Annotated in this window: 25 protein-coding genes; 6 read left to right on the top strand and 19 right to left on the bottom strand. The window is 65.1% G+C overall.

What is annotated here, in order from left to right; all coding sequences use genetic code 11:
• Positions 1–153: 153 nt before the first annotated feature.
• On the bottom strand, positions 154–834 hold the full coding sequence (locus tag DQ229_RS04210) for an ArsR/SmtB family transcription factor (protein ID WP_114965024.1): 681 nt from the start codon (positions 832–834) through the stop codon (positions 154–156).
• Between the two features lie 79 nt (positions 835–913).
• On the opposite strand from DQ229_RS04210, the gene DQ229_RS04205 reads away from it, so the two are divergent.
• Positions 914–2,209: an MFS transporter gene (locus DQ229_RS04205; RefSeq protein ID WP_114965023.1), complete on the top strand. Its 1,296-nt coding sequence runs from the start codon at positions 914–916 to the stop codon at positions 2,207–2,209.
• 181 nt (positions 2,210–2,390) lie between these two features.
• Here the strand turns inward: DQ229_RS04205 and DQ229_RS04200 are convergent, their stop codons facing one another.
• The 4 genes from DQ229_RS04200 to DQ229_RS04190 all read right to left on the bottom strand — a co-directional run bounded on the left by DQ229_RS04200 (position 2,391) and on the right by DQ229_RS04190 (position 5,936).
• Positions 2,391–2,777 carry a DUF302 domain-containing protein gene (locus DQ229_RS04200; protein ID WP_114965031.1) on the bottom strand — a complete coding sequence of 129 codons (387 nt, stop codon included), beginning with the start codon at positions 2,775–2,777 and terminating at the stop codon, positions 2,391–2,393.
• Between the two features lie 17 nt (positions 2,778–2,794).
• Entirely contained in the window at positions 2,795–2,935 is a 141-nt protein-coding gene (locus DQ229_RS16455) for a hypothetical protein (RefSeq protein WP_162300737.1), read from the bottom strand.
• Positions 2,936–2,969: 34 nt separating this feature from the next.
• The gene (locus tag DQ229_RS04195) at positions 2,970–5,474 is read right to left on the bottom strand and encodes a heavy metal translocating P-type ATPase (RefSeq protein ID WP_114965022.1); all 2,505 of its coding nucleotides are present in this window, start codon (positions 5,472–5,474) and stop codon (positions 2,970–2,972) included.
• 90 nt (positions 5,475–5,564) lie between these two features.
• A complete protein-coding gene (locus DQ229_RS04190) occupies positions 5,565–5,936 on the bottom strand; it encodes a hypothetical protein (RefSeq protein WP_155326439.1) in 372 nt (123 codons plus the stop codon).
• A 245-nt stretch (positions 5,937–6,181) separates the two neighbouring features.
• Here DQ229_RS04190 and DQ229_RS04185 point away from each other — a divergent pair, with 245 nt between their 5' ends.
• From DQ229_RS04185 to DQ229_RS04175, 3 genes are all read left to right on the top strand, one after another.
• Positions 6,182–6,553, top strand: a complete 372-nt coding sequence (locus DQ229_RS04185) for a hypothetical protein (protein WP_114965020.1) — start codon at positions 6,182–6,184, stop codon at positions 6,551–6,553.
• A gap of 74 nt (positions 6,554–6,627) precedes the next feature.
• Positions 6,628–8,214, top strand: coding sequence for a multicopper oxidase family protein (locus DQ229_RS04180; RefSeq protein WP_114965019.1), 1,587 nt, complete (start codon positions 6,628–6,630; stop codon positions 8,212–8,214).
• Positions 8,215–8,279: 65 nt separating this feature from the next.
• Positions 8,280–8,759 carry a DUF411 domain-containing protein gene (locus tag DQ229_RS04175; RefSeq protein WP_114965018.1) on the top strand — a complete coding sequence of 160 codons (480 nt, stop codon included), beginning with the start codon at positions 8,280–8,282 and terminating at the stop codon, positions 8,757–8,759.
• A gap of 130 nt (positions 8,760–8,889) precedes the next feature.
• Here DQ229_RS04175 and DQ229_RS04170 read toward each other — a convergent pair whose 3' ends face one another.
• The gene (locus DQ229_RS04170) at positions 8,890–9,807 is read right to left on the bottom strand and encodes a calcium/sodium antiporter (protein WP_114965017.1); all 918 of its coding nucleotides are present in this window, start codon (positions 9,805–9,807) and stop codon (positions 8,890–8,892) included.
• Between the two features lie 21 nt (positions 9,808–9,828).
• A complete protein-coding gene (locus DQ229_RS04165; protein WP_114965016.1) occupies positions 9,829–10,146 on the bottom strand; it encodes a tryptophan synthase subunit beta in 318 nt (105 codons plus the stop codon).
• 574 nt (positions 10,147–10,720) lie between these two features.
• Here DQ229_RS04165 and DQ229_RS04160 point away from each other — a divergent pair.
• Positions 10,721–11,956: a metallophosphoesterase family protein gene (locus tag DQ229_RS04160; protein WP_114965015.1), complete on the top strand. Its 1,236-nt coding sequence runs from the start codon at positions 10,721–10,723 to the stop codon at positions 11,954–11,956.
• Positions 11,956–15,390 (top strand): YhaN family protein, encoded by a 3,435-nt coding sequence (locus DQ229_RS04155; RefSeq protein WP_114965014.1) that lies wholly within the window; start codon positions 11,956–11,958, stop codon positions 15,388–15,390. The genes DQ229_RS04160 and DQ229_RS04155 overlap by 1 nt, the downstream gene beginning before the upstream one ends.
• Positions 15,391–15,686: 296 nt before the next feature.
• Here DQ229_RS04155 and DQ229_RS04150 read toward each other — a convergent pair whose 3' ends face one another.
• From DQ229_RS04150 to DQ229_RS04095, 12 genes are all read right to left on the bottom strand, one after another.
• A complete protein-coding gene (locus DQ229_RS04150; RefSeq protein ID WP_114965030.1) occupies positions 15,687–17,063 on the bottom strand; it encodes an L-serine ammonia-lyase in 1,377 nt (458 codons plus the stop codon).
• 177 nt (positions 17,064–17,240) lie between these two features.
• A complete protein-coding gene (locus DQ229_RS04145; protein ID WP_114965013.1) occupies positions 17,241–17,969 on the bottom strand; it encodes a GntR family transcriptional regulator in 729 nt (242 codons plus the stop codon).
• 17 nt (positions 17,970–17,986) lie between these two features.
• Complete coding sequence (locus tag DQ229_RS04140) at positions 17,987–18,679, bottom strand: DUF2848 domain-containing protein (RefSeq protein WP_114965012.1); 693 nt, start codon at positions 18,677–18,679, stop codon at positions 17,987–17,989.
• Positions 18,680–18,772: 93 nt separating this feature from the next.
• Positions 18,773–19,471, bottom strand: a complete 699-nt coding sequence (locus tag DQ229_RS04135) for an ABC transporter ATP-binding protein (RefSeq protein WP_114965011.1) — start codon at positions 19,469–19,471, stop codon at positions 18,773–18,775.
• Positions 19,471–20,223, bottom strand: a complete 753-nt coding sequence (locus DQ229_RS04130; RefSeq protein WP_114965010.1) for an ABC transporter ATP-binding protein — start codon at positions 20,221–20,223, stop codon at positions 19,471–19,473. The genes DQ229_RS04135 and DQ229_RS04130 overlap by 1 nt, the downstream gene beginning before the upstream one ends.
• Complete coding sequence (locus DQ229_RS04125) at positions 20,220–21,185, bottom strand: branched-chain amino acid ABC transporter permease (RefSeq protein WP_202909502.1); 966 nt, start codon at positions 21,183–21,185, stop codon at positions 20,220–20,222. The genes DQ229_RS04130 and DQ229_RS04125 overlap by 4 nt, the downstream gene beginning before the upstream one ends.
• On the bottom strand, positions 21,185–22,084 hold the full coding sequence (locus tag DQ229_RS04120) for a branched-chain amino acid ABC transporter permease (protein WP_114965009.1): 900 nt from the start codon (positions 22,082–22,084) through the stop codon (positions 21,185–21,187). The genes DQ229_RS04125 and DQ229_RS04120 overlap by 1 nt, the downstream gene beginning before the upstream one ends.
• Before the next feature lie 111 nt (positions 22,085–22,195).
• The gene (locus DQ229_RS04115; RefSeq protein WP_114965008.1) at positions 22,196–23,506 is read right to left on the bottom strand and encodes an ABC transporter substrate-binding protein; all 1,311 of its coding nucleotides are present in this window, start codon (positions 23,504–23,506) and stop codon (positions 22,196–22,198) included.
• Between the two features lie 265 nt (positions 23,507–23,771).
• Positions 23,772–24,152 carry a cupin domain-containing protein gene (locus tag DQ229_RS04110; protein WP_114965007.1) on the bottom strand — a complete coding sequence of 127 codons (381 nt, stop codon included), beginning with the start codon at positions 24,150–24,152 and terminating at the stop codon, positions 23,772–23,774.
• A 16-nt stretch (positions 24,153–24,168) separates the two neighbouring features.
• Positions 24,169–25,656, bottom strand: a complete 1,488-nt coding sequence (locus tag DQ229_RS04105) for a 4-hydroxyphenylacetate 3-hydroxylase family protein (protein WP_114965028.1) — start codon at positions 25,654–25,656, stop codon at positions 24,169–24,171.
• 65 nt (positions 25,657–25,721) lie between these two features.
• The gene (locus tag DQ229_RS04100; protein ID WP_202909501.1) at positions 25,722–26,258 is read right to left on the bottom strand and encodes a flavin reductase family protein; all 537 of its coding nucleotides are present in this window, start codon (positions 26,256–26,258) and stop codon (positions 25,722–25,724) included.
• Positions 26,255–26,809 carry a MarR family winged helix-turn-helix transcriptional regulator gene (locus tag DQ229_RS04095; RefSeq protein ID WP_162300738.1) on the bottom strand — a complete coding sequence of 185 codons (555 nt, stop codon included), beginning with the start codon at positions 26,807–26,809 and terminating at the stop codon, positions 26,255–26,257. The genes DQ229_RS04100 and DQ229_RS04095 overlap by 4 nt, the downstream gene beginning before the upstream one ends.
• Positions 26,810–26,891 lie beyond the last annotated feature (82 nt).

Below are 26,891 nucleotides of genomic sequence, written 5' to 3'. Positions count from 1 at the left end.
GTTCCAATGCGCCCTCCCAGGGTCGGGCGCGTCCCTCTTCGCCCCGTTCGGATGGTGGGACAGAAACAGTTTCCTCGCCGAGAACTGCCCGGTTTCCTTTTTCAGAAGCCTGTTAGAACGCGGATGCGCCAGCGCGATACGCTCCCCCGCCGGCTACGCCGACTTGCGGGGCGAGGCGTGAACCTGCACGGGCCGCCCGTCTTCACGCCATTCCGGCAGCCCACCGTCCAGCCGCCTTGCGTCGAGCCCACATTTGCGAAGGGTGGCGACGGCCTGATGTGCGAAAATGCAGTAGGGGCCGCGGCAATAGGCAACAATCTCGGCCTCGGGGCCAAACCTGGACGCCAGGCGCTCAAGATCAGCCAACTCGATATTCTGCGCGCCCGGGATATGCCCGATCGCAAACTCGTCTGCCGGGCGAACATCCAGAATCGTGACCGATCCCTGCGCCATGCGCGCGGCCAGTTCCGCCCGGCTGACGGCTTCGGGCGCATCAGTGCCACCCGACAGCCCGCGCAAGATGCGCCCGACCTGATCCAGGTTGCGCTCGGCAACCTTGCCGAGCAGTTCCATGAGCGAGAGCGTAACGGCGTCGCTGAGCCGGTAGAGAACGGATTTTCCGTCACGACGGCTGGTGACCAGCCCGGCGCGGCGCAGCTGCTGCAGGTGCTGCGAGGCATTGGCGATGGTCAGGCCGGTCTTTTCTGCCAGGCCTTCAACCCCGCGCTCACCCTGCGCAACCTGCTCCAGCAGCATCAGCCGGGCGGGGGCGGAAAGGGCACGGGCGATCAGCGCATATTCCTTGAGAAGCGCGGCCTTGGGGCTGATTGACATTGGGCGGCTCCTGCAGATATATCATTCAAGCGATCACTTGAATATCTCCGATCCCGCCCCTTTCCGCAAGGCCCCGGTCATGCCCGACACCACGCTCGCCCTTGGCATCCGCGAGAACCTGACGCAGTTCTCGCATCAACTGATCCAGGTGCTGCTGGTCGGTTTTGCCATCGGCATGACGCGCACGGTGATCCCGGCGCTGGCCGAGACCGAGTTCGGCGTGGCGCGTGGCTCGTTCCTGCTGCTGTCCGCCTTCGTCCTGGCCTTTGGCGTCGTCAAGGCGGTGATGAACTTCATCGCCGGGCGCTTGTCGGAACGCATCGGGCGCCAGCGGGTGCTGTTCTGGGGCTGGGTAATCGCGCTGCCCATTCCGGTGATGATCTGGGCCGCGCCGAACTGGGGCTGGATCGTTGCGGCAACGGTCCTGTTGGGCGTCAACCAGGGGCTCTGCTGGTCGATGACGCAGACCGCCAAGCTGGACATCACCCGCGCCGACCAGCGCGGGCTGACGATGGGCCTGAACGAATTTTCGGGCTATGTCGGCGTGGCGCTGGCGGGCATCATCACGGCCTATGCCGCCGAAGCACTGGGGGCGCGGCTAGGTCTTCTGGTTTTCGGCATGGCGGTGGTGGTGCTGGCGCTGGCGCTGACCGTGGTCTGGGTCAAGGACACGCTGCCCTGGGCCAGGGCCGAGACGGCAGCGCACAAGCGCAGCGCGCCGAAATTCCCGCCGCGCTATCCGCAAGGCGTGCCCGAGCAGCCCTCAACGCGCGAGGTCTTCGCGCTGATGAGTTGGCGCGACAAGCGGCTGGCGGCGCTGTCACAGGCGGGACTGGTCGAGAAATTCGTCGATGCGCTGGTCTGGGTGATCTTTCCGGTATTTCTGGTGGCGCAGGGCGCAAGCCTGACCGAGATGGGCTGGATCGTCGGGGTCTATGGCTTTGTCTGGGGCGGGTCGCAGTTGTTCACCGGGCGGCTGTCGGATCATGTGGGCCGGTTCTGGCCCAACGTGCTGGGGATGTGGACCTGCGGCGCGGGGGTGGCGATGGTGGTGCTGGGCAGTGGCGCGCTCTGGTGGTCGTTTTCGGCGGGCATTGCAGGCTTGGGCATGGCACTGCTCTATCCCAATCTGAGCGCGGCCGTGGCCGATATCACGCCCCCCGCCTGGCGGGGTTCGGCGATCGGCATCTACCGTTTCTGGCGCGACCTCGGCTATGGGGTCGGCGCACTGGGCCTTGGGATCGTCGCGCACCTGACAGGCGCGCTGGAGGCCGCCTTCTGGTTCGTGGCGCTGTCGATGTTCGCCTCCGGGGCGGTGCTCCTGATCTGGGGCGAGGAAACCCACCCGCGCCTGAACCCCGCACACGCCCTGTGACACGCCCCTGCCACATCCGGGCAAGCGTTTTCGCCCCCCCGGACAGGCCCGGCGGAAACTAGGAAGGGATAGGCGCCTGCCGGGTTCACTCCCCCCGTAAGCGCCCAAGCTCGTCGCCGGGCGCCAGTAAAGCACATTTCCAACAGACAGGCGCGCGCGGTTGTCTCGCTGTCCTGTCCGATCAGGCGGCCTCGACCACCTCCACCAGCATGGTGCGGACTTCGGCGGCGATCTTGTCGAGTTCGGCGTTTTCAATGGCCTGCATCGATGCAACCGGGTCAATGGCGCTGATTTCCACGCCGCCCTCCACCGCGCGCAGGATCACGTTGCACGGCAGCATCGCGCCGACCCGTGGCTCGACCTGGATGGCCTTGTAGGCCATGGCAGGGCTGCAGGCACCGAGGATGCGATAGTCATCGACCTCGGCGCCGATCTTGGCCTTCAGGGTCGCCTTGACGTCAATCTCGGTCAGCACACCGAAGCCCCGCTCGGCAAGGGCCGCACGAACCCGCGTGTCCACATCGTCGATCGACGCATCTTCGATGATCCGGTCATGTGTATAGCTCATGGTCTGTTCCTTTTGGTTCATTTCATCAAGTACTTGATCAGCGCGGCTATCACGAGGATCACGAGCACGAGGATCAGGATCGACCAGATCCCACCAAAGCCCATGCCCCAGCCATGCATCGTTTCCCATCCGTTCCACATGGTCGTTTCTCCTCTCATGTCCGGCATCTGGCCGGAAGTTGCGGGTGTTCCGTCATTTCTTCACCTCCAGCCTCGCGCGCTTGAGCAGCAGCGAATTGCCGATGACCGAGAGCGAGCTTGCCGTCATGGCGATGACGCCGATCATCGGGTGCAGCAAGCCGATGGCGGCGATGGGGATGGCGGCGAGGTTGTAGAACCACGCCCAGAAGAGGTTCTCCACGATCTTGCGGAAGGTGGCTTTCGACAGCCGGATCGCCTCGACCACGCGCGTGAGTTCGCCGGTGACCAGCGTCACGTCAGCGGCCTCGATCGCCACATCGGCGCCGGCACCGATGGCGATGCCGACATTGGCCTGTTTCAGCGCAGGCGCGTCGTTGATGCCGTCGCCGACCATGGCAACATGCTGGCCGTGTTTCGCCTGCAATTCGCGGATGGCCTCGACCTTGCCTTCCGGCAGCACCCCGGCCCTGACTTCGTCAAGCCCGACCTGCGCGGCGACATATTTCGCGGTGCGCTCGTTGTCGCCGGTGACCATGACGACATGGATGCCAAGCGCGTGCATCTCGGCGATGGCGGCCTTCGAATCCTCCTTGATCGTATCGGCCACGGCCACCAGCCCCGCAGCCCTTTCGCCAATGGCAACCAGCATCGCGGTCTTGCCTTCGGTTTCCAGCGCGCGCAGTTTCTCATCGAGATCGCCCAGGCTGATCCCGATCTCGTCCAGCAGGCGCCGGCTGCCCACGCGCACGGTTTCACCGTCAAGCTCGCCTTGCACGCCGCGTGCGGTGAGGGATTTGAACTGCGTCACCTCGGGCACATCGAGCCCGCGCTCGCGCGCGCCCATCACGATGGCCTGCGCCAGCGGGTGTTCCGACCCGGCCTCCACCGCAGCGGCGGCGCGCAGCACCGCATCCTCATCGAAACTCGGCAGGGCATGGACATCGGTCAGCGCGGGCTTGCCCTTGGTGATGGTGCCGGTCTTGTCGAGCACCACGACCTTGATGTCCTTCAGCGTCTGGATCGCCTCGCCCGAGCGGATCAGCACGCCGCGCTCGGCCCCCATGCCGGAGCCCACCATCAGCGCCGTGGGCGTGGCCAGACCCAGCGCGCAGGGGCAGGCGATGACCAGCACGGCGATCATCGCAAGGATCGCGCCCATCAGCGGCGAGATTTCGGGGTTGACCCAGGGCAGGAAGCCCGCGCCCCAGTGAAGGATCGGGCGGAAGATGTCGGCAAAGCCCAGCCAGACGCCGAAGGTCGCCAGTGCGATCACCAGCACGGCGGGCACGAAATACCCGGTCAGCTTGTCGGCCAGCTCCTGGATCGGCACTTTCGAGCCCTGCGCCTCCTCCACCAGCTTGATGACCTGGCTGAGGAACGTATCGGCGCCGACGCGGGTGGCGCGGACCTTGAGCACGCCCTCCTTGTTGATGGTGGCACCGATCACCGCATCGCCCGGCCCCTTTTCCACCGGCACCGATTCTCCGGTGGCGATGGATTCGTCGAGATGGCTGTTGCCCTCCACGATCTCGCCATCGGTGGGCACCTTGGCGCCGGGGCGCACCACCATGACATCGCCGGGCTGCAACTCGGCCACCGGCACCTCGACCTCCTCGCCGTCGCGCAAAACCGCGGCGGTCTTGGCGCCCATGGTGATCAGCCGCTTGATCGCCTGGCTGGCCCGCCCCTTGGCGCGGGCCTCAAGGTATCGGCCGACAAGGTGGAAGGTCATGATCGTGGCGGCCATCTCGATGAACGAGGTCATCGGCCAGATGAACCCCGCCAGCCCGATCAGATAGGGCGGCAGGCTGCCCATGGAGATCAGCACGTCCATGTTGGCGGTGCGGTTGGTCAGTGACCGCCAGGCAGAAACATGCGTGGCCCAGCCGCCGAACAGGAACACCACCGGAAAGGCCAGCACTGCAATGATGCCCAGATAACCGGGGATCGGCTGCCAGAACATGTGCGGCCCCATCAGCACCATGATCAGCGTGGTCGGGATGGCGGCGATCCACAGCCGCTTCCAGGCGCGGGCGAGGTAACGATCCTCCGACGCGGCATCACGGGCATGATCGGGCGCCTGGCCTTCCTCGGCCGTGTCCACCTCGTAGCCCGCGCGCTCAATGGCGGCGCGGATGGCCTGCGCATCGGTCTGGCCCGCGTCAAAGGACACGCGCACCCGGTGATTACCGATATTGGTGTCGAGCTTCCCTATCCCCGGCAGGCGGCGGATGGAATCCGCCACGATCCCGGCGCAATGATCGCTGCCCATGCCGGGCACCGTCAGCCGCACCTCGCGCGGGCCGCCCGCCCCTTCGACATCATCGACCTCGTAGCCGGCCCGCTCGACGGCGGCTTTCAGATCGGCCGGGGTCACGCTGCCCGCATGATACGTCACGCGGGCGCGATGGGCGGCGATATTGGTCTGGATCTCCTGCACCCCCTCCAGCCGCTCGAGCGATGTGCGCACGATCCCCGCGCAATGGTCGCTGCCCATGCCGGGAATGGTGAGCGTAGCGGTCGCGTCATCGCGCTGTGTCTTGGCTTCGGTGGTCATGTCGCTTCCTCCCGATCCGTGGTGGATTCCGGCCTTCAAGGGCGAAGACCGGGTGCTGGCGTCCCGCGCGGGGCGCCGGTTACCTCAGGATCAGATGGCGATCGGAGGATGCAGGATCGGGGGGCAAGACAGGCTCGCGAACCCCATCGGGCCTATCAGGGGCCTCATTGATGCGGTTGCCAGCGGAACATCGTGCGCGCCAACTTCGGCCAACACTGACAGGCTGCAACATATCGACAGGGCGCAGGCGGTATGCTGCGCACTCTGATCCGCCGCATGGCAGCACTCGTTCAGGGAGGCGATCCCGGAGGCCTGCGCGGCGACGGGTGAAAACGCGTCCCCCTGATGCGCCTGTGCGGTGGACGCGCTGGAAATGCCGACAAGCACGAACAGCACGAAGGCCCGCGTCAGCATGGCGAACGCGTTGGGCAGAAGCCGTGTTATCCGGATGGGCGCTTTCAACAGCGGGGTTTCCTCTCAAGACGATCTTAATCAATTGTCCCGAATTCACCAAATCCGGAATGACGTGGATCAAACACCGGAACCGGCATTCGGGCTACCATGTATCGCAGATGTGGGGATTCCAGTAACAGGAAGGTCAAGCCCCCGCCGCCAGATTTCTCCTGCGATCTGCCGGGCGATCAAATCTGCGCGCGCGGCATCAGGCCGCGTTGGACGTGGCCCGCGTTCGGGCATAGAAGGGACCAATGGCAAAGCTGCGCAACATGCTGGCGTTGATGGCGGTGGTTCTCCACCTCGCGGCACTGTTGGTGCCGGCGACCGCCCATGCCGCCATGGACCACGCGGCCGGCCCGCATGGCGAAGCACATGCCCAGGCAGACCGTCACGCGCTGCCCGATGACGCGTGTTGCGAAACCGTTGGGAGCGCCGCGCCGCACGCATCTGAGGGCTTCTGTGCCGTTTGCGCGCTGTCTTGCGCCGGGTTGCAGGCAACGCTTTCAACCATGGCGCCGGCGCCATTGCTGCTTCCCTTGACGCGCCATCTTGCGCAAGCGGACCGGACGCTGCGAAGCGCCACGCCCGAGGCGGCGCTTCGACCGCCACGAACACGCTCCTGAGCTGATCGAACCCGGCCCTGTCGCGGCCGGGCAGTCAACACCCGGCCACAGGCCGGATTTCAGGAGCTATCGCAATGACACGTTCATTCTCACGTCGCCGCTTTCTGGCGACCACCACGGCGGGCCTCGCGGCCACATCCCTCCCCCGCTGGGTGATGGCCGAGGGGCAGCCGCGCAGCCTTGTGGCCGGCACCCGCACACTGGAAATCAACGGCCGCGCCGCCACCGCCTTCGGGCTGGAGAACGCCGCGGGCGGTCAGGGGCTGATCCTTGAACCAGGCGAACGCTTCCGCGTCGCGCTGACCAACCGGCTGGAGGAGGACACCATCATCCACTGGCATGGCCAGATCCCGCCCAACGCGCAGGACGGCGTGCCAGATGCGCCCATGCCCGCGCTGACACCGGGCGAGACGCGGAACTATGATTTCGAGCCGCTGCCCGGCACATTCTGGATGCACAGCCATTTCCCGGTGCAGGAGATGCAGCTTCTGGCCGCACCGCTGATCGTGCGCTCGCGCGCCGATGTGGCCGCCGACCGGCAGGAGGTGGTGATGATCCTTCAGGATTTCTCCTTCACCTCGCCCGAGGAGCTGATGGAAAACATCGAGCACGCGCATGGCGATGGCGGTCATGGCGGGATGAATCATGGCGACATGGGTCATGGCGACATGGGGCGCGGCGCAGCGGACCATGGCAATGGCGCGATGGGCAACATGATGGATCGCATGATGGGCGGCATGGGTCATGGTGACGGCGATCACGGCACCATGCCCGGAATGGGCGGAATGCAGGGCATGGGGCAGATGCCCGGCATGCAGGGCATGGAGATGGATCTCAACGACATCGACTTCGACGCCTATCTGGCCAATGACCGCACCCTCGCCGACCCCGAGGTGATGCGCGTCGAACGCGGCGGCCGGGTGAAGCTGCGGATCATCAACGCCGCCGCGGCCACAGTGTTCTGGATCGACACCGGCACGCTTGAGGGCCGGCTGGTGGCGGTGGACGGGCACGACATCGAGCCCCTCACCGGCCGCCGCTTCGGCTTCGCCATGGGCCAGCGCCTGGATATCGAGTTGGACCTGCCCGCAGGCGAAGGTGCATGGCCCATCCTCGCCCTGCGCGAGGGCGAGCGCGAGCGCACCGGGCTGATCCTGGCCACATCCGGCGCGCGGGTCGAGCGGATCGCCGATCTGGGCAACGACGCCGCCCCGGCCTTCGACTATGACCTCGCGCAGGAATTGCGCCTTCGCGCCTTAGCGCCACTGCCCGCGCGGCAAGCCACCCGGCAGGAGAATGCCATGCTGGGCGGCACCATGTCGCCCTATGTCTGGACGATCAACGGCCGCACATGGGGCGAGCATACCCCCCTGCACGCCACCAGCGGCGAGCGGGTGGAGATCACCTTTCACAACATGTCGATGATGGCGCATCCGATGCACCTGCACGGCCATGTGTTTCAGGTGGTCGGCATCGGCGGGCGGAACATCGGCCCGCCGCGCCGCATCAACGGTGCCGCGCGCGATACGGTGCATATCCCGCCCATGTCGATGGTCACCATCGCACTGGACGCGGGCGAGGCAGCGCGCTGGATGCTGCACTGTCACCACATGCCGCATCTGATCACCGGCATGATGACCGAACTGGTCGTCGCATCGTGAACTGGTCCGGATGCGCGGATCGGTCCGGGCATCCGCATCACCTTTCTTGAAATACGGAGAACACCATGACCATCCTGACGCATCACCGCCCGATCCTGGCCGCGCTGGCGGTTGCTGCCGGCATCGCGCTGTCGCCGGCGGCCCATGCAGGGGCTATCGATACGCGCGCCGATGTCCTGCATGTCACCCTGACCCCCACCTGCGGCTGCTGCGGCGCCTGGGCCGAACTGGCCGAGGCGCATGGCTTTGAGGTCGAGATCACCGTCATCGAGGATTACGTCGCCATGAAGGAGGCAGGCGATGTCCCCGAGGCGCTCTGGTCGTGCCACACGGCCAGCATCGGCGGCTATACCGTCGAGGGCCATGTGCCGTTCGCGGCCATCGACCAGTTGCTTGCCCTGCGCCCCGATGTCACCGGCATCTCGGTGCCCGGCATGCCGGTCGGCTCGCCGGGCATGGGCGAGGATCCGAACGCCTCCTATGAGGTGATCGCCTTTGGCGGCGCGGCGGGCGACGGCGCGCTGTTTCACCGCGTCGGCGATTGATCGCGGCCCGCATGGGGCGCAGATATTGCTGAAAGAATGCCGGCGCCGGTCCCCTCCGGCGCCGGCGCGTTTCAGCGGGCGGGGTGCAACCCGTGTTTCATCCACCCCGGCGACCGGGCGCGGCGCGCCCTCATGCTTGCGCCGCCCAGACATAGGCCGCATAGGCCAGAAGCAGGCCAATGCCCGTCAGTCGGCCGATCCGGGGCCGCAGGAGCAGCAAGCCCGTCAGCACCAGCGAGGCCGCAATCATCACCGGCAGGTCGAAGATCAGGAAACGCCCGGCCACCGGGATCGGTGCGATCAGCGCGGTCACGCCGAGAATGCCCAGTACGTTGAAGATGTTCGAGCCGATGATATTGCCGATGGCGATTTCCGATTGGCGGCGAAACGCGGCAATCAGCGAGGTTGCGAGTTCCGGCAACGAAGTGCCCACCGCGACGATTGTCAGGCCGATGAAGGCCTCGGACACCCCGTAGCCGCGCGCGATGTTGACCGCCCCGTCAACCAGAAACCGTGCCCCGACCATCAGGGCGGCAAGGCCGAGCGCCACCCACAGCGCCGCCTGCCAGAGCGGCAGCATGGGCGCAGGGTCATCCTCGGCCGGTTCGGCTCCGGGCTTCAGGTAGGCCCAGACCAGATAGGCGATCAGACCCGCCACCAGAACCGCGCCCGACAGCCGCCCCATCGCGCCTAGCCAGAACACGGGGATCAGCACCAGCGCGGCGGCCATCATCACGCCGGTGTCGCGCTGCAAGGTGCCGCCCAGAGTGCGGACCGGCCAGACCAGCGCCGACAGGCCCACGATCAGCATAATGTTCCCGATGTTCGAGCCGACGATATTGCCGATGGCGATGTCGGGCACGCCGCGCATGGCCGCATCGACCGACACCAGCAACTCCGGCGTGGAGGTGCCGAACCCCACCACCGTCAGCCCGATCAGGAGCGGCGGAATGACCAGCCTGCGGGCGACGCCAACCGCGCCGCGCACCAGCGCCTCGCCGCCGAAAAACAACGCCACGAGTCCGCCAAGAAGAAACAGCCAGTCCAAATCGACATCCTGTTCGATAAATCAGTGTCTGTCGCGATTTCGGAAATTACGCTGCCAGAGCGCCCATTTGCGGCGCAGGCGTATGATGGCCGCCGAAACGGAAGGCCGCAACAGCGGCAGGTCGATGGCCAGCACGAGCAGCCCCAGCGGGATCATCCAGAGCCCGAAGATCGGCAGAATCGCGAGAAACCCGCCTGCGATCAGCATGAGGCCCAGCGGCAAGCGCAAAACGACACCCGGCCTGCCCTGAACGGCCGTGACGAGACGGCGCAGCCCAGGGGAACGGCTGGTCAGGGCGGCGAACTGGCGGTTGAGTCTGCGCCGATGCCGTTCGCTCATGATATGCGGCTTTCGCGGACCAGGGCGGAGATGCACGTTTCAGGACAAGGGGTTGCAGGACGGGATGGCGAAGATACCAGCAGCATGATGACGTGTCCGAAAAGGGCCGGGCGCTGTCTCGTCACGGGCGGCAATGCGGCCAGCACCCAGCACGCACGAACCGGTCCGACACCGCAACACCATGTTGCCAGAGAAACCCGCCCACACCGCCGACATGGGTGTTCCGCGCAGGCGTTCAATCCGGTCGGGCAGGTATATTTTCAGGCAAGGGATGAAAACCACAGTTGGCGCAGGTGAAGCGTAAGCCGTGGCTGTCATTTCACCCATGATCGATGCGATCCATCTCCCCACAGCCGCCACTTGACCGCCAAGGTGCGGATGCCGGTCGATTTTGTGGCCGGGCGCCATCGCGGCACACCGGCCTGCCCCGCGCACCTGCAACCCGGTGCGGCCACGTCGCTCGGGAAGGTCCCGATAGCGTTTACAGGGGCGTGAGGAAAAGCAGATCGCAATTGTCGGGTCGCGCTTGAGTTAGCCTCGCGCCAATGACATGTTTTCAACGGAAGGTAACGCATTGATCAGAATCCTGCATACCGCTGATGTCCATCTCGACGCGCCGCTCAGATCGCTGGCGCTGCGCGACGAGGACTTGCGCGCGACAGTCGAAGCAGCCACGCGCGCAGCTTTTATGCGGATCATCGATATTGCCTTGTCGGAAAGCGTGGCGGCGCTGCTGATCGCGGGCGATCTTTTTGACGGCAAGGAGCGCAGCGCACGCACCGCCGCGTTCCTGACCGGACAGCTGGACCGCCTCCGCGCTGCAGATATCCGGGTCTTCTATATCAAGGGCAACCACGACGCGGAAAACCCGATCACCGGCACGCTCGATCTGCCGGACAATGTGCATGTTTTCGACGCGCGCGGCGGCAAGGTGCAACTGGCCGAGGATATCTGGGTTCACGGCGTCAGCTTTACCGACCGCCATGCGCCCGAAAGCCTTCTGCCGCGCTTTTCGGCGCCGGTTGGGGGGGCGGTCAATATCGCCATGCTGCACACCTCCCTGGCCGGGGCGGCGGGCCATGACATCTATGCGCCGTGCAGCCTGGGCGATCTGCTGGGCATGGGGTTCGATTACTGGGCGCTCGGGCATGTCCACAAACGCAAGGTCCACGCAAAGGCCCCGTGGGTGGTGATGCCCGGCATGCCGCAAGGGCGAGACATCGGCGAGGTCGGGCCCAGATCGGCAAGCCTGCTGAGCATTGCCGATGGGAATATCCACGTCGAAGAGGTGCCAAGCTCGGTCGTCGAGTTCTCCACCTCCTCGCTTGATATCACAAGCACGGAGGGTGACGACGCCCTGCGCGCCCTGCTGCGCGATCATCTGAGGGCCACGGCCGAGGCATTGACGGCCGCCGCCGGGGTCTTGCGCCTGACCCTGAGAGGCGCGCCGGAGCGCCATTGGCATATCCTGCGCGACCGTGATTACTGGAGCGCGCAAATCGCAGAGCTTGCGCGGGAGACGGGGAACCTCTGGCTCGACAAGGTGATCTTCAACCTCGATGCGCCGGCTGTCGCTGATGGCACCGCCAGTGCCACCAATGAGCTGTCCGCACTCATTGCGGCCATCCGGGGTGAGCCGGGCTTTGCCAGCGCCGCGCGTGCCGAGGTCGACGAGATGATCCTGGATCTTCCTCCGGCGATCCGGGCACGCCTTCTGCCCGACCAGGCCACGGCCGAAGAGCTGACCCGGCGCCTGGCCGAAGCCGGCGCACAGCGTGTGCTGGCGCGGATGAAGGGATCGGAAAGCTGATGCGGTTGCGCAGCCTGTCCCTCGACCGGTTTGGCCATTTCACCGATCGGCAATTCGATTTCGGCAAGGCCGGGGACACGCCCGATTTTCACATCATCTACGGGCCGAACGAGGCGGGAAAGACCACCATTATGGAGGCTGCGTTACGCCTCTTCTACGGGTTTGCGCACCGCGAAGGCTATGCCTTCAAGCATCAGCGCGCCAACCTGCAGGTCTCGGGCCAACTGGAGATCGACGGGCAGCTGCGCCAGTTCACGCGCCTGCCCAAGCGCAGCGGTTCACTGGTGGATGCGGCGGGCACTGCCTTGCCGGAAACCGCGCTCTCGGCGCATCTGGCAGGCCTCTCCGAGGAAGATTACCGACAGCTGCTCTGCCTTGATGACGAGACGATCGAGCGGGGCGGCGAGGAAATCGTACAGGCGCGCGGCGACATTGGGCGTTTGCTGTTTTCCGCCGCGGCCGGGGTCGCGGATCTGAGCACCGTGCTGGAGGGGGTGCGGGACGACGCCGACGCGATCTGGCGCAAGCGGGCCAGCAAGACGCGCGTAGCCGAATTGAAGCGTGAACTGACACAGGTGGAAAAGGACATCCGCGAAAGGGATGTCTCGGCCAGCGCCTGGCGCGGGCTGAAAAAGGCGCTCGCCGATACACGAACCACCGAGGGCGCGGCAAGAGCCGCCCGCGATGCGTTGCATGAAAGGGCCGCGCAGATCGCCGCCATGCGCCGCGCCCTGCCGATGCTGGCCGGGATCGACGATCTCGCAGGGCGTATCGCGCCATTCGCGGCCTATCCCGAGCGGCTGGATTTCGACCCCGAAAGCCTCGTCAGGCTTCTTGCCGAGGAAACTCAGGCAAAGGCCGATATCCAGCGCCTGACCGGAGAAATCGAAGAGTTGACGGCCACCCGCGATGGTCTGGACCGAGCGCCCGGGCTGGTGGCATTGGCCGGGCATCTCGACGCTCTGGACGATTTGCGCAGTCGTGATGTGACCGCCGGGCTGGACCTCGATCGCAGACGCGAACAGGTGCGCGAGGCTGAGGCCGCAATGGCCCGCGCGGCGCGCGACCTTGGGGTGGCGGCGAATGCCGATCTGCAAAACCTCGTTCTGTCACCTGCCGAGATTGCGCGGCTGGACGCCGCGCGCGAGGCGTTGCGCAACGCTAGAGCCGCCGTAAAGGCCGAGGCGCACGAAGTGGGTGAACTCACCGAGCGACGCGACAGGGCAAAGGCCGCTTTCGACAGCACGGCATCAAGAACGCCTGCCGGGCACGGGGTCGGTGACATTCTGGCCCGCCACGATGTGGATCGTCTTGCCCCTGCGCAGGCCTTGGCCCGGCAGGCCATCGACGCGGCTGAAACGGCAGTGCGCCACGCGCTCGAGGCCCTGACGGTCGGAGCAATGCGGTTCAGGGCGCTTCCCGACTGTCCCACCAGCCTGATCAAGGCGCAGGCGTGGGCAGGCAGTCACGCCGACTTCACCGTGAAAATCAACAAGGCCGAAGACGCGCTCGCGCAGCATATCGTGGATGTCGCCGCCCGCCGCGCGCAGGCCGATCAGGTGATGTCAGGTGGCCGCCTTGTCCCGGACGCCGAGGCCGAAGCCCTCAAGGCCGAGCGCGACCGCCTGTGGCAGGCGCATCGGGCGACCTTGAGCGAAGAGACCCTGCGCCCGTTCGAAACCGCGATGCAGGCGCTGGATGCGACGATGCAGGCTCGTGTGGCCCATGCGCGGGATCTTGGGCAGTTGCGTCAGATCGAACAAGCGCGCGCCGAGGCCCAGGCGCGTGCCGATCAAGCCCAAACCCGCCTGACGACACTTCGTGACCAGCAAGCGGCGCTCGAGGACGCGGTAAATGCGGCCGCAGCCGCTGTCGGCCTGCCCGTCCCGCAATCGCCCGCGGAATGGTTGGACTGGGTGCAGCGCCACGGGGCCGCCGCCGAGGCGTCGAGAAAACTCGCGCAAACCCGAGATACCCATCACCCCGAAACGGAACGGGCCAGGCGGCTGCTCGCGGCGCTGGAGCCGCATCTGAACCTCGAGGCGCCGGATTTCGACGGCGCGCTCGCCGCCGCACGCGCTCTGGCCGAGGCCGAGCGCGAGACGGTTGCCGCCACCACCAGGGCACGCGATGCGCTTGCCGCACTCGAAGTCGATCTGACCCGGCGCGTGGAAAAGCACGAGACCGCGCAGCAAGAAGCAGAGCGGGCCGAGGCGGCATGGCGCAGCCTGGTCTCTGACGTCCTTGGTGATGCGGTCGCGCCATCGACCCTGCTTGGATCGCTCGACCCTTTGCGGACCCTGCGCGAACATGATGAAAAGCGCGCGGACGCCGCACAGCGCGTGGGCACCATGGAAACCGACCAGGCGCAGTTTGCCGAAAACGTCGCTGGACTCGCCGCCGCCCAATATCTGCCTTTGGCCGACACCACCGCCGCAACTTTCGCCATGCTGCGCAAACGATCCGACGCGGCCAAAGCCGCAGAAACGCAGGCGGAAGAACTGACAGCAGCCATCGAAAAAGCCCGGGATGCGCTGACGGAAAAACAAAGGCGCCTTGACGAGATCGGCCGCGAGATTGAGGCCATGGGCCAGTTCTTCCCGGACGAGGTGCCGGTTGACACGCTCGATGCGCTGCGGCGCGCCGCGACCCAGGCGCAACAGGTCATCGCCGACCGTAAGGAACAAGCCGGATTGCAGCGCGCGATCCTCTCCGAGCTGAGCGCCGGGAACATGACGCTCGCCCGCGAGATGCTCGAAGGCGCCACGGTGGCGGAACTGGAGGCCGAGGCCGAGGCCGTCAAAGCCGATCTGGCACGAGCGGAGGATCAACTGACAGAGGCGACCGAGGCGCGGGTAACCGCCAGTCAGGCCCTGTCCCGGGTCACCGGAGATGCGGATATCGCCGCGCTGACGGAACGCAAGGCCACGCTGGGGCTGGAACTGGAAGAGGCCGCGCTGGAGCATCTGGAACTCTCAATCGGCCACAGGCTGGCCGAAGAGGCAATCCGCCGGTACCGGGATACCCATCGAAGCGGCATGTTGGCCGCGACCGAACGCTGTTTTGCCGCGCTGACCCGAGGCGCCTACGCGCGCCTCACCACCCAACCCGATGGCGCTGATGAAACCTTGCTGGCGGTCGATGGTGATGGCACCGCCAAACGGGTGGCCGAAATGTCCAAGGGCACGCGTTTCCAGCTTTACCTGGCCCTTCGCGCCGCCGCCCATGAACAACTGGTTGCGCAAGGTACCCGCCTGCCCTTTTTCTGCGACGACATCTTCGAGACCTTCGACGAGGATCGCACCAGTGCCGCGTGCCGTATCATGGAACAGATCGGGCGGAGCGGCCAGGCAATCTACCTCACACACCATCGCCATGTCGTGGATATCGCACAGCAAGTTTGCGATACGGCACCGGTCATACACGAGATATGACCGAGAATTCGGAGTGGCCGCCCCGGATCAGCAATGGCAGGAGGCGGTCGGTATCGCCATACCCGGCGGCGCTGAGGCGGGTGTCATTTTCTGACACAGGGCACCATGGGATTTTTCCTCCACGCTCGATTAGAGTCCGGCCCAACCTGAGCACGGACAATGAAGCGAGCGAGATTCACGGACGAGCAGATCTTCGGCATCCTGGCCGAGCATGAGGCAGGCGCGAAGTGCGCCTGAACAGGGCCGCGAGCCAGTCGCACGCACGATTAGCTGTCGAGACTGGGAAAGCGAGCACCTCAGCAGTTCGGCACGTTCACGGCCAGCCCGCCCAGGGCGGTTTCCTTGTATTTCTCGCTCATGTCGGCGCCGGTCTGGCGCATCGCCTCGATGCAGTTGTCGAGCGGCATGAAATGCACACCATTGCCGCGCAGCGCGAGGCTCGCGGCCGAAACTGCCTTGATCGCGCCCAGGCCGTTGCGCTCGATGCAGGGCACCTGCACCAGCCCTTTCACCGGATCGCAGGTCATGCCCAGATGATGCTCCAGCGCGATCTCGGCGGCGTTCTCCACCTGCGCGGGCGTGCCGCCCAGCACGGCCGCCAGCCCCGCCGCCGCCATGGCCGCCGCGCTGCCCACCTCGGCCTGGCAGCCGCATTCCGCACCGGAAATTGACGCGTTGTGCTTGATCAGCCCGCCGACGGCCGCAGCCGTCAGCAGGAACTCCCCCACACGGGCGCGGCTGGCACCCGGCACATGCCCCAGCCAGTAGCGGATCACCGCCGGCACTACGCCCGCGGCGCCGTTGGTGGGTGCCGTGACCACCTGCCCGCCGGCGGCGTTTTCCTCGTTGACGGCCATGGCGTAGATGCTGATCCAGTCATTGATCACATGCGGCGCGGTCAGGTTGCGCCCGGCCTCGGCCTCAAGCGCGCGGCGGATCGCGGCGGCGCGGCGCGGCACATTCAGGCCGCCGGGAAGTGTTCCCTCGGCCTCGAGACCGCGCTCAAGACAATCCGACATCACCTGCGCGATCCGGCCCAGCCCCTTGTCCAGTTCGGCGGCACTGCGGCTCTGCAACTCGTTGGCGCGCTTCATCGCGGCGATGCTCTTGCCGCTCTCGCGCGCCATTTCCAGCATCGCGGCGGCGCTTTCGAAAGGGTAAGGCACGTCGCGACCCGGCGCAGAGCCACCCTGCTGCGCGGCCAGTTCCTCCTCGGTGACGACAAAACCGCCGCCGACCGAATAATAGATCTGCTGGTCGATCGTATCGCCCTGGGCGTCGACCGCCATCAGCCGCAGGCCGTTGGCATGGCCAGGCAGCGGCGGGCCGTAATCGAAGACCAGATCGCGCGCAGGGTCGAAAGCCAGCCGGCCAAGGCCCGGCGGCGAGACCAGCTTCGACTCGCGGATTTCCTTGAGCGCCGCCTCGGCGGCCGCCGCGTCGTAATCTGCCGGCGTGACCCCCGCAAACCCGAGTATCACCGCCCGGTCGGTCGCATGCCCCTGCCCGGTAAAGGCCAGCGACCCATGCAACGAGGCACGCAGCCCATGCACCGAAAAGGGCCTGCTCCGCAGCCGCTCCAGAAAGCGCGCGGCAGCGATCATCGGCCCCATCGTATGCGACGAGGAAGGCCCGATGCCAACCTTGAAGATATCAAATACCGACAGGAACATGCTGCGTCCTTTCATCCGGCCCAGCGACACCCTGACCGCAGGCCCCCGGAATTGTCCTGTCTGAATACGACCCTTCGCAACTCGTCGGGGTCATGGCGCGGCGGCTTCCCTGCAGCATGGTGCTTCTTACCATTTTCACGAAAGCGCCACAGCCGCAAACCAGCAGAGCGGCACATCTCAGGCTGAACGAACGCTCCCTGCGGGACGATTGCGCAGCACCTGATTGGTTATGTTGTGCTGGAAATCGGAGATATGGGCGCGAATCGCGGCTTCGGCCAGATCGGGATCATGCGCCTTGATCGCGGCAACTATGGCTGCGTGCTGCTCACACACGCGCGCATTGTGGTCCGGCGCGCGCAGCGACACGAACCAGAACCGCACCGAACGGTCATGCAGGTTGCTCATGAATTCGGCCAGCACCGGGTTACCGGCCGCTGCGCTGATCAGGCGATGAAACTCGCGATCGAGGTGGATCAGCCGCTCGATATCGCGCCCCTCCGAGGCAGCGCACATGGCGGTCAGATTGGCCTCCATCGCGGCGATATCACGCGCGGTGGCCTTGTCGGCGGCCCATCGCACCGCCTGACATTCGTTGAGGATACGCACCTCGATGATGTCGAAAATCTCATTAAGACTGATGGGCGAGACGACGATCCCCTTGCGCGGCATCACCTCGACCAGCCCGTCCGTCACCAGCCGGTCGACCGCCTGGATCACCGGCGTGCGGCCCAGGTCCAGATCCTCGGCCAGACTTGCGACGGTCAGCGCCTCACCCGGGCGCAACTCGCAGTTGATGATCTTGGTCTTGAGCGCCTCATAGGCCTGGTCCCGCAAGGACACATGTGCATCCGCACGGGTGCGCGCCTTGCGGCGGGACTTGCCGGTTTCGGCCGTCGTGGCGGGCATCGGCGGGTTATCTCCTGTCAGGGTTGTTCCTCCACGATTGGTAGAACGTCAATGTTGTAAGCCAGCATGATCGTTCGTGAAAGCACCGGATCGTGCAATTCGCATTCAAAACGCGCCGCCGGGCGGATTCCACCAATCGCTGGCATGGTGCCACACAACATCGCGGTGCCGTCCGGCAGGCCCCGGCCTTCTGAGTGGCCCTCAATCAGCGCGGCAGGAGGCAAAAGCTCGGCCAGCGGCCCCTCCTGATAGAGCACACGCTGCCCGTCGATCACCGCCCAGGCGCGCAGCATCAGGCTGTCCCAATGGGCGGCAACCTCGTCAAAAAGCCAGAAATCGCTGGAAATCGGCTTGTCGCACATCTGTTTCGAAACAGTGACTCCATAGCCCTCAACACGCCGGTCGGTGTGGTCGGACCCAAGCCCGACATAAAGCACCCCGTCCTGCGCCAGAAGGACCGCCTCGGCCTCGCCCGAGGAGGTGTCGCCGGTGTGCTGGATGGTGGCGTTCTGGTTCAACCGCGCCGCCGAGACGCGGTAATAGGTGGGCGTCGCGCGCGGGCGGGCCACGCCGAGCTCTTCCAGCTCGCGGATATGAGCCTCCATCTTTTCACGGTCGCGGCCGGCCCAACCGGCGATCACCAGCGAATCGACTGAGAATGCCCGCTCCTCCTTGCCCTTTGCGCTATCGATACGCGCCTTGATCTGCATGATGCCTGTCTCCTTGAAGTCGGTTGTCGGGTCGGGCGCAGGGGCATGGATGCCCCCTGCCCGCCAAGAATCGTGCCATCGGGTGCGCCGCGATCAGTGGTCCGGCGCCGGATCACGTGCCAGATTGCCCTCGGTTTCGGCCGGCTCGATCGCCCCGCGCTCGATGCGCAGCGTTTCATCGGCGATGGCGTCAAGCAGGTTGGGGCTCGATTCCGTGATGAGCAGCGCAAGGCCCGTGCGCGCCTGGCGCAACTGGGCCAGCGTCTTGGCATAGTCGAGCGCCAGCGCCGGCGCGAGGCCCTGAAATGGCTCGTCCAGCATCACAACCTTGCGCCCCACCATCAGAGCGCGCCCAAGCGCAACCATCTTGCCCTGCCCGCCCGAGGTCGCCCCGCCTGGCCGTTTGCGCATGTCGGCCAGCTGCGGCAGCAGGGTATAGACCTCATCCAGCCGCCGTTGCCGTTCGGCCGCATCGAGATTCAGCGCCAGCGCCGGCAGCAGCAGGTTCTCCTCGATCGTGAACCCGCTTATCAGCCGCCGGTCCTCGGGTGCATAGCCCAGCCCCAGCCCCGCGCGGGCATAGCTGGGCTGCTCGTGCAGTGGCAGACCTTCAAGGGTGACCGCCCCTGTCTTGATCGGCACCAGCCCCATGATCGCGCGCAAGGTCGTTGTCTTGCCCGCCCCGTTGCGGCCGATCAGCACCGTACAGATGCCGGGCCTGAGCGACAGGCTTACATCCCGCAGAACACGCACCCCGGCGATGGCCACATTCACATCCCTGAGTTCCAGCATCACATCGCCCCCAGCACGCTCTTGATGACCCGTTCATCGGCAAAGACCGTCTCGGGCAACCCGTCGGCGATGACCTGGCCAGTATCCCAGACCAGCACACGGTCGGCATAGCGGCGCACCACATCCATGTCGTGTTCGACAAAAAGCGCGGTGGTCTTGCTCTCACGCAGGGCGTTCATCAAGGTTTCCATGATCTCGAACCGTTCCAGCGCGCTGACGCCGCTGGTGGGTTCGTCCAGCAGCAAGAGCCGCGGCTTGAGCGCCAGTGCCAGCGTCACATCGGCCAGCTTGCGCAGCCCCTCGGGCAAGGTGCCGGTCAGGCTCTCGGCGACCTGCTCCAGCCCCACCAACGCCATCAGTTCATCTGCCTCGGCACGGTACTCGGGCCGGTCGAGCGGAGTGAAGCCCTGAAAGACCCCCTCGCGCGCGGCAATCGACAGCATCAGGTTGTCGCGCACCGTCTGGTCGGTAAACAGCTGCGGTATCTGGAATGACCGCGCGATGCCCTGCCGGGCGATGTCGCGCGGCGGCAGGGCGGTGATCTCGTGCCCCTCCAGATAGACAGCGCCGGCCTGCGGCTTCACATAGCCGGTGCATATGTTCAGGAAGGTTGTCTTGCCCGACCCGTTCGCCCCGATAATGGCCGTGAAATCGCCCTGATGGATCGACAGCGTCACATTGTCGGCTGCCTTGACCCCGGCAAAGGACACCTGGATGCCGCGGACGCTCAGCAGGCTTTGATCGTTGCTCATTGGCTGTCCTCCCCGTCCGTCAGCCCCTTGGCCGCGCGGCGGCTGGCGATCAGCCCGTAAAGCCCGCGCGGCAGGAAGAAGATCACCAAGAGCAGCGCGATCCCGTTGATCATGTTCCAGGCGTCGGCGGCATAGCCCACCGCAACGCTGTGCACGAGTTCGAGGAAGATCGAGCCAAGGAACGGCCCCGCGACGCCACCGATCCCGCCAAGAACGGCAGTCAGCACCAGATGGCCAGACTCGGTCCAGTAGGCGTATTCTGGCAGCACATGGCCCACCGCCACCGCGGTCAGCGCCCCGCCCAGCCCCGCCAGCGCGGCCGAAATCGTATAGGCGACCAGCAGCACGCGCCAGGCCGACACGCCCAGATATTCCAGCCGCACCTCGTTGGTGTGCACGGCCTCGAGCGCATGGCCCAGCGGGCTTTTCAGATAACGGTGCAGCAGATACCCCACCGCCACGATCAGAACGAGCGTGAGGTAGTAAAGGATCACGTCGAACTGCGCCTTGTCGAAACTGACGCCAAAGATGCTGGGCACCGGAACGCGCAGCCCGTCAGTGCCCCCGGTTATACGGTAGAGCTTGGCAAGCAGCGAGAACACCACCATCGACACCGCAAGGTTCAGCATCGCAAAGAAGATCGCGCGGTAGCGCACCATGAAGGCCCCGACCAGCGCCCCCACGACTGCCGAAACCGCGACCGTCCCCACCAGGATCACCGCAAGGTCGGTAATGCCGGCGTAGCGGGCGATGAAGGCCGCCGAATAGGCCCCGACCGCGATGAACAGCGCATGCCCGATCGAGATCATCCCCGCCCGCAGCAAGAGCGCCACGCCGAGCGCGGCAAAGCCCTTTGCCATGGCGATTGTCATGACGAACTGCTTCCAGGGCATCACCAACGGCAGCGCGGCCATGACCAGCACCCCCCCGGCCAGCAGCAACATGAGATTGGCAGTGCGCATCAGATCCTCCGTGTCTGGGTGGAGCCGAACAGCCCGAAGGGCCAGATCAGCAGGACCACAAGCATCACCAGATACGGCGCCACCGCATCGAGCGCGGGCACATAGTAGATCGCCAGCACCCGCGCGAGCCCGACGATCACCGCGGCCACCGCCGCGCCCTCGACCTGGCCAAGCCCGGCAATCGCGGCGACAGCAAACGCCAGCACCATCGTCTCGGCCCCAAGGCCTGGCGCGACGCCGGTGGTGGGCGTTGCCAGCGCGCCGCCGAGCGCGGCAAGAAACACGCCGAGCGTGAAAGCCATCATGAAGATCCGGCGGGTGTTGATGCCCAGCGCCTCGGACACCTCGCGATCCTCGACCACGGCCGAGATCAGCTTGCCGTAGCGGGTGTGGCGGATGAACATGCGCAGCCCGATCAGCACCAGCACCGCCAGCCCGATCAGCAGAAGCTGATAATTCAGATAGATGATCCCGCCGATTTCCGAGACACCCAGCAGTGCCATGGGCGTATCGGCATAGATCGAGCGCACGCCAAACACGATACGCTGCAGATCCTCAAGGATCAAAAACAGCCCGAAGGTGACAAGGATCTGCACCGCCTCGCCGCGACCATAGGTCCAGTGGACCAGCGTGCGTTCGATCAGCGGCCCCATCAGCGCCGCGACCAGCGCCGCGGACAGCAATAGCGCCGGAAAGCTCAGCCAGGGGTTCAACCCGCTGCCGATCAACCACAGCCCCATGCTGGCGGCCACATAGGCCCCGATGGAGTAAAAACTGCCATGCGCCACATTGAGGATGCGCAGGACGCTGAAGACGAGGGTCAGACCAACCGCGACAAAGAAGATAAGCGCAGCATTGGCCAGACCGTCTACGACAAGCGGTATGATCGCATAAAGCATCGTTCGGCCTGTTACTTGGGATTAGACTGAGATTGCCGCCCCTTGCGGCATCCTGCGGTCGGCGCGCAGGCCGCCCCCGAACAAGAAGGACAAGCTCGGGGGCGCGCGCAGTTACTCGTAGGACCCGGGCTTGGGCAGAGTTTCAAGCCACTCGGCCGACAAGGTGCCAAGCCAGGCAATCGGGTCCTCGCCCAGCGGCGGCATCAGCGCCTCGCCGGGATAGCGGACCATGTTGGTCATGACCGAAAAGCCCAGTTCATCGTCCTGCGCCGACATGCCCACGACCTGATCGACCAGTGCGTCGTTGTCCTCGCGCAGCACGGCGGTGCCGGTCAGCGACTCGAACGTGCGCCCTTCCATCGCGGCGGCGATTTCGTCGCGGCTGGGCCAGGCCCCGTCGGCATCGGCAATGGCATCCTCGACCGCTTGCTGCATGAACAGCAACGCATTCGCCATCTTCATCGTCGGGAACACCGGATATTCGCCGAACCGTTCGCGATAGGCTTCGGTGAATTCCACAGTCATTTCATTGGCGCGGGCGGTCGGCGTGTTCCACCAGCCATCGCCCAGAACCCCCACGATTACGCCATCCGGCAAGCTGAGCGATTCCAGCACCGTCTCGCCAAGCGCGAGGATCATCTGGCTTTGGTTGAACAGACCGCGCGGCTGCGCCTGGCGGACAAAGTTCTCCAGGTCCGCACCCCAGAGGTTGGAAAAGATCGCATCGGGGCGCGCCGCCGAAAGGCGTGAAATCTCGGTCTGGAAGGTCGAAGACCCAAGGCTGGGATACAGCTCGGCCACGACCTCGATATCGGGCGCGATGGCGCTGAGCGTGGCTTTCACGATCTCGCCGGCGTCATGTCCGAAGGCATAGTCCGGGTTGATGATGGCAATGCGCCGCGCGTCGGGTTTGACCTCCATCAGATAGGCGGCAAAGGCCGCGAATTCCGGGATGGTATTGCCGTTCGGACGGAAAGTGTATTGCAGGTCTTCATTAAGGAACAGCTGGTGCGTATCGCAGTTCCAGCTGATCGTGGGCATGCCGATCTGCTCGGCCACCGGCGCGAGAGCCAGACAGTTGCTCGAAGACAGCGCCGCGATCATCACCTGCGTGTCGGGGTTGTTGGCCAGCCGCCGATACTCAGAAATCACCCCCTCGGCGCCCTGGGCCTCGTCGACATAGGTCGCACGCACCGGCACGCCGCCTATCCCGCCGGACTCGTTGATCATGTCGATCATCAACTCGGCGCCCTGCCGGCCTGGCATCCCGTAGGCTGCGGCAGGACCGGACGAGAATGTGAAGACCCCGATGTTAAACTCTGCCGGGGCCTCCTGCGCGAGCGCGGCGCCCCCCATGGCCAGCGCCGCCGTGGCTGCCAGGCCGATCCGCGCCAACGCGCGACGATTGAACGTATTCTGCATTTGATTCCCCTGTCGTTTGGTTATTGATCTTTTGGTCTTTCTGGCTGATCCGGGCCAACACCGCTGGGCGTCGCCCCGATGAGTTTGTGTGAAATTTCACAGAAACATTTGAACAGCGTCCTGTCAAGAAGACCTATGCCGAAAATACGTGTTTTTTCTGGATAAAAGCCGTTTTAACAACTCTGCACAGCAAACAGGCCGACACCGCCATCGGTGCCGGCTCTGACGCCGCTAATAGGCTGGCAAAGCGCGAATGCCGGGCGATTCAGATGTCGTAGTAATGAATTTCGAGCAACACGCAGCCACCCTCGGACTTGAATGGCCCGTGATAGGCCCCCGGCGGGCGGCAGGCATAGGTGTGCGGCGCAAAGGATTCGCCCCCCCTGCCCTCGGCATCGTTGCCTACGGTCAGGTCACCTTCGACCAGATAAACCTCTTCCCAGTAATCATGCACGAAGGGCGCGGTGGTGTAGACACCGGGCGCAAAGCGCAACAGCCGGGTGCGATTGCCGATCTTGCCCTCCTCATCGAGATGGCCCGCCAGGATCTTCTGCTCGATCCCCGCAGGATAGCCGGGCGGCGTGTGCCAGCCCTCACTGCCCATGTCGACGGGGAAGAACTCGAGATGTTCCTTGTCAATCGTCATTATCCGTTTCCCTTCTTCACTCGGCTGCCACGTTCAGCGCGGCCAAATCATCTTCCAGGCTGTAGCTGTCCAGCATCCGATCGACGAGCCCGGTGCAGCTGTCCCAGTCATAGGTGCGGAAGGAATGCCCCTTGGTCACGAAACTCGCCCCGGCATAGAACATCTCGTATTGCGTATGCCGCGAGGCGAACTCCGACCCGATCACATCCCAGGCCAGCTTGAAGAACTTTACCCGCCCCTCGGACGAGGCCGTCGGCGATTGTTGCGTCTTGCCAATCAGCTCGCGCAGCTCAGGGTTGGCGAAATCCGACACTGACGACGGCAGCATGATCAGCCCACCGCCCGCAAGATCGCGCAAGGTGGTGATGACCTGCGCATACATCTGCTGTGTGAGCACCTGCGCGGCATAAAGCGTGTGGCGATCGGGGATGAAATATTCACCCCGCTGCTGGCCCTTGATCTCCATCGCATGGACCAGCGAATCGACCATCGCGCTTTGCGCCGCCAGCGTGCCCAGGGTCTCGCGCACCTGCGGAAATTCGATCACGCCGTTGGTCTCGGCGATCCGCCGGGCCACGCCCATCAGGAAGCGCATCTTCACCATCAGCCGGATCTGCGCCTGATAGTTCTGGTGCACATGGGCAGGCGTGGACTGGAACTGCTTCATGCACATGGCCGTGTCCTGATTCACGAACACCCGGTCCCACGGCACCTTCACATCATCGAAATAGACCACCGCGTCATTCTCATCAAAACGGCTGGCCATCGGGTTGTCATAGACGCTGGGCGCCGCCGCCTCATAGGATTTGCGCGACAGCAGCTTCAGCCCCGGCGTGTTCATCGGCACGGCGAAAGACACGGCATAGGGTTCCTCGCCCGGGCGCAGGGGCTGGATGCAGGTGACGAACACCTCGTTGGCCATGATGCCCCCGGTCGCCAGCATCTTGGCCCCGCGGATGGTCAGCCCCTCGCTGTCCTCATCCACCACGCCGGCAGCCAGGAACTGGTCCTTTTGCTCATGCGCCCCTTTGGAACGGTCCGCCTGCGGGTTGATGATGACATAGGTCAGGTACAGCTCGTTGTCGCGGGCATAGCGGTAATAGTCTTCCAGCGCCTTTGCCCGTTTGGGGTCGTAGTCGTGAAACACCTCGCTGCCCATGTACATCCCGGCGATGCACGAAGCGACGTGATCGGGCGATCGACCAAGAAAACCGCCGTGCAACTCGGTCCAGGCCTCCAGCCCCTTGCGGCGCTCGACCATCTCGGCATGGCTGCGCGGCAGCTGCCAGATCCGATTGGCCCGCGCGCCCCCGCCATCGGGGATCTCGAATGTCATCAGCTCGCGGTTTTCCTCGGCCGACTGAAAATCGTAGAGCCGGGCCACCGACTCTATGCTGCGGCGAAACGCTGGATGCTGTGTCACATCGCCGGCCAGCGCACCGTCGATATAGACTTGGCGACCGTCGCGCAGCGACTCGGTATGCTGGGCACCTGTCTTGATCATGGTCATCACTCCTGGGCTTGTCGTCAGGGGCCGGCTTATGCGCGCACGCCCTGATCGGATCGGGGTCAATAATGGATATCCAGCGGCCACGAGGGTTGCTCGGGCCGCCCCGGATCGAGCTGCATGTAACGCCCCTGCCAGAACACCAGTGGTCGGCGCTCGGGATGGGTGCGATAGCCTGACACGCGCACCACGAACAGCACATGGTCACCGCCGTCATGGCAGGCATGGGGCACACATTCATAGGAGGCCACGACACCCGGCAGCACCGGCGCCCCCTGCGGGCCAAGGTGGTAATCCACCCCTTCCCATTTTCGGCCGCGCGGATTTGCAAACCGATTGGAAAGCTCGGTCTGCCCCTCGGCCAGAACGTTGATCGCATAGGCGTCGGCGCGCTCCCACTCGGGCAAGGACAGCGCCCGGCGGTCGATGCTGAACAGCACCAGCGGCGGGTCGATCGACAGTGTGTTGAAGGAACTCATCGTCATGCCATGCGGCACGCCCCCCGGCGCACAGGTCACGACACAGACACCCGTCGGGAACTGCCCCAGCGCATGACGAAAAGCACGCGGATCGGCCACAGGATGCATGTGCAGACTCATTGCCCCGGCTCCTCGGCTTGCGAAAGGTAATCCGTCAGCATCAACGCGCGCTCTGAACTGTGGCGCAGCCCCTCGGCCAGACGGCACACCAGCGCCATGTCCAACCCGTCGAGCGGCTCGAACAGCACGTCGTTGATTTCGCGCTGCACAGGGGCCAGCCCATCGAGCAGCTGCGCCGCCTTGGGTGTGATCGACAGCAGCACGCGGCGCGCGTCCTCGGGATTGGGCCGTTTCGTCACCAGCTCAAGTTTGATCAGCTTGTTGGTTTCCGAGGTCACGAACGCGCCCGACAGCGACAGATGATCCGCGATCGCCTTGATCCCCACCCCGCCGGCCTTGACCTGCAGATGCCGGATCGAGATCAGCACCGTGTACTGGCTGCCCGACAGCCCCACCATCGCGCCGAACCGGCCGCGCACCTGTTCCAGCCGTGCTGCAAAGGCCAGCAGGTTATGCAGCATCGCGCGGAACCGCGCGTCACTTCCCTCGTGCAAAAGGCCCGGCAGGCTGACCGTCAGCGCGGCCTGATCGACCGAAACGGAAGGGGGCATTGATGTAACCTCCATATAGCTTTTCAACGAAGCTAACTTACGAAGGTATTTCACACAAGTTTTTTGTGACCCCCTGCACCCC

Source organism: Alkalilacustris brevis, assembly GCF_003350345.1.
Taxonomy (GTDB): domain Bacteria; phylum Pseudomonadota; class Alphaproteobacteria; order Rhodobacterales; family Rhodobacteraceae; genus Alkalilacustris; species Alkalilacustris brevis.
The sequence above is the reverse complement of the archived record's forward strand: the minus strand, read 5'-3'. Positions and strand labels throughout refer to the sequence as shown.